General features: G+C 73.1%; 1 protein-coding gene. It reads right to left on the bottom strand.

The genetic code is table 11. From position 1 onward, the window contains the following. Window positions 1–1,235 (bottom strand): DUF222 domain-containing protein (locus FH969_RS14980; protein ID WP_139988009.1); only part of this gene is annotated, 1,235 nt, incomplete at both ends.

Here is a 1,235-nt window from a genome sequence, read left to right as displayed (position 1 = left end):
GGGGCCGGGGGTCTGGTGGCGCAGGGCGGTGAGGAGGTCGGCGCCGTCGAGGGTGACGATGACCTGGGTGGGTGCTCCACCGGTGGTGGGCAGGACACCGGTGCGCAGGATGCACATCGTGGCGGCGATGAGGGTGTCGAGCATGATCTGGGGGCGGGTGCGCCGCTCCGTCGGCACGAGCACCGGCGCCCCGACCGTCTCGCTCTGCGGTGACGCGTCGCCGGCGCCGGTCCCGCCGTTGACCGTCTCGCCCTGGTCGAAGACCGATTCATCGTCGGCGTCGATGGTCTGACTCTCGCCGTCGATGGTGTTGCTGTTGGGGACTGAGTCGTCGAGCGTGGCGGCGCCGTCTTTCGTGTCGGGGGTCGCTGTGCTCGGGCTCGCGCTGTCGGAGTCGGTGTCGGTGGGGGTGGGGGTGGTGGTGTGGGGGTTGGTGCCGGTGTCGAAGACGGTCTGGAGGATCTCGAGCTGGATGGCGTCGACGACGAGGCGGATGGTGGTCAGGCCTTTGCGGGTGGGTCCGATGTGGACGCCTTGCTGGATGTGCTTGAGGCTCTCACTGGGCGCTGCCCCGTCGGGGTCGGCCACGGCCACGGCGTGGGTGGCGATCCGACGCAGCTGGTCGGGGTCGAACGTGGTGGCATGGGTGGTGAGGACCTGCTCGAGCTCGGTGACGTCCCCCTGGTCCAGGACCGCGGCGACGCGTTCGAGGGCGCGCAGGACCTCGGTGGTGGCGTCCCGGTCCACATGGGGCAGTGCCGACGCGAGGACGGGGTGCTCGGGCGGCAGGACCTGCCCGGTCAGGGTGGTGCGGGGGGTCAGGGCGTGGCCCAGGCGGATGCGCCGGCCGGCTTCGGCGCCACTGATCCGTAGCCGCATCCGCAGCAGGTCCCGCGCCCGCGCGTACGGGGTACGCGGCCCCGACCGACCCGTCGGGGCGCAACCCGCGTCCTGCACTCCGGTGGTGCCGGCGCCGCCGGTGCCGACGTCTTCCGCCCCACCTGTGCCGGCCGGGTCGCCGGTTCCGGCAACGCCGCGGCCACGGGCACCGATGCTGCTGGTGGTGTCGGGCAGGAGGGTGGGGCGGGGCAGGGTGCCGGTGTGGTCGACGAGGACGCCGTGGCCGGGTTCGGGTGGGGTGGTGGCGTGCTCGAGGGTGGCGGCGAGGTGGAGCTGCAGGCGGGTCAGGCGTCGGGTGGTGGTCTCGACGAGCTCGGCGAGGTGGAGGGTGCGTT

This window comes from Miniimonas arenae, from assembly GCF_006351005.1.
GTDB lineage: Bacteria > Actinomycetota > Actinomycetes > Actinomycetales > Beutenbergiaceae > Miniimonas > Miniimonas arenae.
Note: the sequence above shows the minus strand (reverse complement) of the source record. Positions and strands in the feature narration are given on the sequence as shown.